At 59.7% G+C, this 6,087-nt stretch carries 6 protein-coding genes and 1 pseudogene; 1 reads left to right on the top strand and 6 read right to left on the bottom strand.

Features of this window, described 5'->3' with window-relative positions; translation table 11 throughout:
* A pseudogene (locus tag VIL80_RS14340) lies at positions 1-245 on the top strand (tetratricopeptide repeat-containing sulfotransferase family protein); the annotation flags it as partial.
* Positions 246-305: 60 nt separating this feature from the next.
* Here the strand turns inward: VIL80_RS14340 and trpC are convergent.
* The 6 genes from trpC to VIL80_RS14310 form a co-directional block, all read right to left on the bottom strand.
* Positions 306-1,100 carry an indole-3-glycerol phosphate synthase TrpC gene (gene trpC, locus VIL80_RS14335; RefSeq protein WP_332036776.1) on the bottom strand — a complete coding sequence of 265 codons (795 nt, stop codon included), beginning with the start codon at positions 1,098-1,100 and terminating at the stop codon, positions 306-308.
* 4 nt (positions 1,101-1,104) lie between these two features.
* Entirely contained in the window at positions 1,105-2,139 is a 1,035-nt protein-coding gene (trpD, locus tag VIL80_RS14330) for an anthranilate phosphoribosyltransferase (RefSeq protein ID WP_332036775.1), read from the bottom strand.
* Positions 2,140-2,341: 202 nt separating this feature from the next.
* A complete protein-coding gene (locus VIL80_RS14325; protein ID WP_332036774.1) occupies positions 2,342-2,920 on the bottom strand; it encodes an anthranilate synthase component II in 579 nt (192 codons plus the stop codon).
* On the bottom strand, positions 2,917-3,771 hold the full coding sequence (locus VIL80_RS14320; protein ID WP_332036773.1) for an ion transporter: 855 nt from the start codon (positions 3,769-3,771) through the stop codon (positions 2,917-2,919). The genes VIL80_RS14325 and VIL80_RS14320 overlap by 4 nt, the downstream gene beginning before the upstream one ends.
* 36 nt (positions 3,772-3,807) lie before the next feature.
* Complete coding sequence (gene trpE / locus VIL80_RS14315) at positions 3,808-5,289, bottom strand: anthranilate synthase component I (protein ID WP_332036772.1); 1,482 nt, start codon at positions 5,287-5,289, stop codon at positions 3,808-3,810.
* A gap of 342 nt (positions 5,290-5,631) precedes the next feature.
* Positions 5,632-6,087, bottom strand: a 456-nt coding sequence (locus VIL80_RS14310) for a ribulose-phosphate 3-epimerase (protein ID WP_332036771.1), incomplete at its 5' end; no start/stop codon positions are given.

The raw sequence follows: 6,087 nt of genomic DNA, 5'->3' as shown, positions 1-6,087 counted from the left end.
TTGAAGTGAGCTACGAGCGCTTTACCGAAAATCCCGAAGCGGAGAGCAGGCGCTTGATTGCATTCTGCGATTTACCCTGGGACGAACGCTGCCTGGATTTTTCCGCGGCGGAAGGTGCGGTGAGTACCGCCAGTAGCGTGCAGGTACGCCAGCCGGTGTATCGCAGTGCGGTGGCGCGCTGGAAAAAATACGAGCGGGAGCTGGTGCCGGCCATCGAAGTATTTTCAAAAGCCGGCTTGCTTTAATTTCCGGCGGCCGCGGATCCGGCGCACCCACTGGGGCACTGACTCCGCACTACCGGGGAATCAGTTGAACAGTTCCAGCAGGCGGCGACCCGGCTCTGGTTCGCGCATAAACGCTTCCCCCACCAGAAACGCATCCACATTGTGACCGCGCATGGCCGCCACATCGTCGGTAGTGTGGATACCGCTCTCGGTCACCACGATGCGATCGTCCGGAATCAGTTCCAGCAGTTTGAAGGTGGTTTCCAACTGCACATCGAAGGTGTGCAGGTTGCGGTTGTTGATGCCGATCAGGCGATTCGGCAGCTTCAATGCGCGCTCCAGTTCGGCGCGATCGTGTACCTCCACCAGTACGTCCATGCCCAACTCCAGTGCCAGGTCGTTGAGACTGGTGAGCTGCGCGTCGTCAAGGCAGGCGGCAATCAGCAGGATACAGTCGGCGCCGATGGCACGGGCCTCGTACACCTGATAAGGGTCGACGATAAAATCCTTGCGAATCACCGGCAGGCGCACGGCGTTGCGCGCCTGCTGCAGGTACTCGTCGGCGCCCTGAAAATAATCCACATCGGTCAACACCGACAGGCAGGCGGCACCGCCCTTTTCATAGCTGGTGGCAATCTCGGCGGGGATGAAATCCTCGCGAATCACGCCCTTGCTGGGAGAGGCCTTTTTGATTTCGGCGATAACCGCCGCTTCGCCCGCGGCGATCTTGTTCTCGATCGCACGCACGAATCCGCGGCAGGGCGGCTGCTGTAGCGCGCGCTGCTGCATTTCATCCAGGGAAACCTGTTGCTTGCGCTCGGCAATCTCTTCCCACTTGCGCTGGACGATGGTTTTCAGAATCGTTGGCGTATCCATAACTTCACTCTTTGAATGCGCTGGTAAAAGCGGCCAGCTCATTGATCTTTTCTCCGGCCAGTCCGCTGTAGATAGCATCCTGGGCCATGCTCACGCCCTCCGCGCGACTCGCAGCCACACCGCTCACATAGATGGCCATACCGGCATTCATCGCAATGATATCAGCTGCCTTGTCCCCGGCAGCGGTTTCACGCTTGCCGAGTGCATCGCGGATCAGCGCCAGCGAGGCCTCGGCGCCATCCACACACAGGCCATCCAGGCTCTGGCGCTCGATACCAAAATCTTCCGGGGAGATGGTAAATTTTTTCAGCTGGCCGTTTTTCAGCTCCCAGCCGCGGGTATCGGCGGCAATGCTGATTTCATCCAGACCGTCGTCACTGTGCAGCACCATCGCGTGCTCCGCACCCAGGCTCTGCAACACCTCCGCCAGCACGCGGGTATAGTGCGGATCGTAGACCCCGATCACCTGGCGCTTGACCCCGGCGGGGTTGGTGAGCGGCCCCAGCAGATTGAAAATGGTGCGTAATCCCAGCGCCTTGCGCGGCCCGATCGCGTGGCGCATGGCACTGTGGTAGCTCGGTGCGAACATGAACCCCACCCCCACCCCGTCAATACAGCGGGCGACCTGTTCGGGGGTGAGAGGAAGGTAAATGCCGGCTTTTTCCAAAAGATCGGCGGCACCGGAAGAGGAGGAGACCGAGCGGTTTCCGTGCTTCGCCACCCGCGCACCGGCGGCGGCGGCAACGAAACTGGAAGCACTGGAGACATTGAACAGGTTGGCACCGTCACCGCCGGTACCGACGATATCCACCGCATGGGTGTGGTCGATTTCTACCTTGGTTGCGAGCTCACGCATCACTTCCACCGCGCCGGTGATCTCTTCGACCGACTCGCCGGCCATGCGCAAGGCCACCAGAAACGCACCGATCTGCGCGTCTTCCGCCTCTCCGCGCATGATCTGGCCCATGGCATCCCGCATTTCTGCGCGGGTGAGATGTTCGCCGTCCACCAGTTTGGCGATGGCCTGCTGGATATTCATTATTCTTACTCCCCCAAGACTTTCCCTTGGTCTTTCGGTGGCCTCAAGCAGGTCCGTGGCGGTCCTGCTGCCGGTGACTGTTTGCGAGACACGCCGTGAACCCATCCATGGGGGCTCTTCCGCGAGGTCCCTCTCGCGGAAGGTCTCGCAAACAGTCCCCAGCATCAGGCCCTTCGCATCAAGCTCTGAGCATTACTCCAGCTCAGCTTTCCAAAAAATTCCGCAACATATCGTGCCCGTGCTGGGTCAGGATCGACTCCGGGTGAAACTGCACCCCCTCTACCGGCAATTCACGGTGGCGCAATCCCATGATCTCATCGATCTCACCGTCCTCGGTTTCGGTCCAGGCGGTGATCTCCAGGCAATCCGGCAAACTGCCCTTCTCCACCACCAGCGAGTGGTAGCGCGTGGCCTCGAACGGATTGGACAGGCCGTGAAACACCCCGAGATTGTTGTGCACGATATTCGAGGTCTTGCCGTGCATCACCTGGCGGGCCCGCACCACACGGCCGCCGAACACCTGCCCGATACTCTGGTGGCCGAGACAGATACCCAGAATCGGCACCCGCCCGGCATAAGCGCGAATGGTATCCATCGAGATACCCGCTTCATTCGGTGTACAGGGGCCGGGAGAAATCACGATTTTCTCCGGATTCAGCTGTTCGATATCAGCAACACTGATTTCATCGTTGCGCTTCACCACGACGTCCGCCCCCAGCTCCGCCAGGTACTGCACCACGTTGAAGGTGAAGGAGTCGTAATTGTCGATCATCAGAATCATGAATCAATTCCTTTTCCGTCCCCCAGCTCCCCCAGGCGTTTCTGCAAACGCGCGAGGGATTCCTGGGTTGCGCGCAGCTCGCGCAGAATTTCAGTCTGGCTCGGCGGCAGCTGCATTTCATCCAGCCTGCGCAGCTTCGCCTCTTCCAGATTATTGAGTACCACGCCGATAAACAGGTTGATCATCACGAACGCACCCATCACCACAAAGCTGATGAAGTACACCCAGGCGTAGGGCATGGACTCCATCGCGGTGTACATAATGTCGGTCCAGTCCTCAAAGGTGACGATGCGGAACAGGCTCAGCAGTGCAATGGGCAGGCTGCGCCAGTGGGTGGGGTCGATTTCGTGAAACAGGAAATAGCCGGCCACCCCGTAAATATAAAAGATGATTCCCATCAGCAGACTGATATGGAACATGCTGGGCAGGCTGCGCAGCAGCGTATCCACCAGCAGGCGCAGCTCCGGAAACGCCGATACCAGACGCAGTACCCGCAGTACCCGCACCAGCCGCGCCAGAGTGGCCATGGGCCCCGCCGCGGGGATCAGGCTCAGCACGATGATGGAGAAATCAAAACAGTTCCAGCCGTTGGCGAAATAGCGCCAGGGGCGATTGCCAAAAGCCACAATCTTGATGGCCGCCTCGATCATAAACGCCAGCAGAATCAGCTGGTTGATACCGTGCAGCAGACCGCTGTAGCGCTCCAACACCCAAGTGGAGGTTTCCAGACCAACCACCACGGCATTGACCGAAATCAGGGCAATGATGACCTGATTGAACAGCGGCAGATCCACCAGCTGGCGGCACTGATCTGCAAAACTGCGCTTCGCTGCTACTGAGACTTCATTCATCGGGAAAACATCTTCCAATGGTTAAACAGTAAAAGGTTATTCGCCGGTGGCGATGGCCACGGCGCGGAACAGTGCCCGCGCCTTGTTCATGGTTTCATCCCACTCGGACTGCGGATCGGAATCCGCCACTAGGCCGGCACCGGCCTGCACATAAATTTTCTCGTCCTTGATCACCGCGGTGCGGATTGCAATGGCGGTGTCCATATTGCCGTTCCACGCCAGGTAACCCACGGCGCCGCCATAGACACCGCGCTTTTCCGGTTCCAGCTCGTCGATGATTTCCATCGCGCGGATTTTCGGCGCGCCGGACAAGGTTCCCGCGGGGTGCGCCGCGCGCAGGGCGTCGATACCGGTCAATCCGGGTTTGATCCTGCCGGTGACGTTGGACACGATGTGCATCACGTGGGAGTAGCGCTCCACCACCATCTTTTCTGTCACCTGCACCGACCCCGTTTCCGCCACCCGGCCCACGTCGTTGCGACCGAGATCGATCAGCATCAGGTGCTCGGCGATCTCCTTCGGATCCGCCAACAGATCCTGCTCCAGCGCCAGGTCCTGCTCCTCGGTTTCACCGCGGCGGCGGGTGCCGGCGATCGGGCGCACGGTCATGTCGCCGTCTTCCAGGTGCACAAGGATCTCCGGGCTGGAGCCCACCACCTGGTGGTCGCCGAGATCGAGGAAGTACATATACGGCGAGGGGTTGAGACTGCGCAGGGCGCGGTAGAGATTCAGCGGCGGGACCTTGAACGGCGCCGACAAGCGCTGCGACGGCACCACCTGCATGACGTCACCGGCGAGGATGTACTCCTTTACCTTGTGTACGCCCTGCTTGAACGCCTCTTCGCCAAAGTGGGAGGTGAACTCTTCCTCGGCGGTGTGGTTGCCGTCAATTCCCAACGGGTCGACGCTCGCCAACGGCTGCGATAGCTGTCCCACCAGCTCGTCGAGGCGACGCTGGGCCTGTTCCAGCGCGTCTTCCTGTTCCGGGTTCGCATGCACGATAAAAATCACCGCACCGGCGAGGTTGTCGAACACCACCAGCTCATCGCTGACCATCAGCAATATGTCTGGCGTGCCGAGGGTATCGGGCGGGCAGCTTTTGGCGAGTTTCGGCTCCACATAGCGCACGCAGTCATAGCCAAAATAACCGACGAGACCGCCATTGAAACGCGGTAGCCCTTCGATTTCCGGCACCTTGTAACGCCCCTGGAATTCCTCCACAAACGCCAGTGGATCCTCCACCTGTTTCTGCTCGACGACCTTGCCGTCGACCTCGACACTGACTTCATGGCCCATGGCCCGCAACACGGTGCGTGCGGGCAGGCCGATGATGGAATAGCGACCCCACTTTTCCCCACCCTGCACGGATTCCAGCAGGTAGCTGTAGCGACCACCGTCACGGGCGGCGAGCTTCATGTAGGTAGTGAGTGGGGTTTCGATGTCTGCCAGTACACGGCGGACCAGTGGTATGCGGTTGTATCCTGCAGACGCAAGTTGGGCGTATTCGCTGGGGGTCATGGCGACTCCGGTCTGTGCAATGCTTTGTTTCTTGTTTTGGGGCCTGGATTTCGCATCTGTTGTGGAATCCTACCCGCGGGAAAGGCGCCCGTCGGACCCCTTGGGTCTTCAGGCTTCAGCGGATCAGTGGCGCCATCGCCAGCTGTTGATGAGGTGGGCAGTGCAGTTCAATGTCAGAATCTCGCAGCGTCGAGTTGCTTCCCTGTATTCGGCCAGCAAGTGTACAAATCTCTGGTAGAGGCGGCAAGCTCAAGATTTTGTTGCTCGATTGCGGCTCTTTTCGGTCCTTTATGACCGAATGAACGAGAGTGGCGCCGGAGCGCCACTTCTTGAGAAAGAACCTCAGGCCTGCGCCAACTCCGCGCGCATCGCCTTGATCACTTCAGCATAGTCATCCGCATTGAAGATCGCGGAACCGGCAACGAAGCTGTCGGCGCCCGCTTTGGCGATCTCGCGAATGTTGTCCTTGGTCACGCCGCCGTCGATTTCGAGGCGGATGTCGAGGCCCGAGTCGTCGATGAGTTTGCGCGCTTCGGTGAGCTTGCCGAGGGTGGCGGGGATGAATTTCTGGCCACCGAAGCCGGGGTTTACAGACATGAGCAGGATCATGTCGAGTTTATCCAGCAGGTATTTGGCGGCGTCGAGACTTGATGCCGGGTTGAATACGAGGCCGGCCTTGCAGCCGAGGGACTGGATCAGTTGCAGGGAGCGGTCGACGTGCTTGCTCGCTTCCGGGTGGAAGGTGATGTAGGTGGCACCGGCGTCGGCGAACATACGGATCATGTCGTCGACGGGCTC

This window comes from Microbulbifer sp., from assembly GCF_036563125.1.
In the GTDB taxonomy this organism is placed as follows: domain Bacteria; phylum Pseudomonadota; class Gammaproteobacteria; order Pseudomonadales; family Cellvibrionaceae; genus Microbulbifer.
This window is presented reverse-complemented; position numbering and strand designations above follow the sequence as displayed.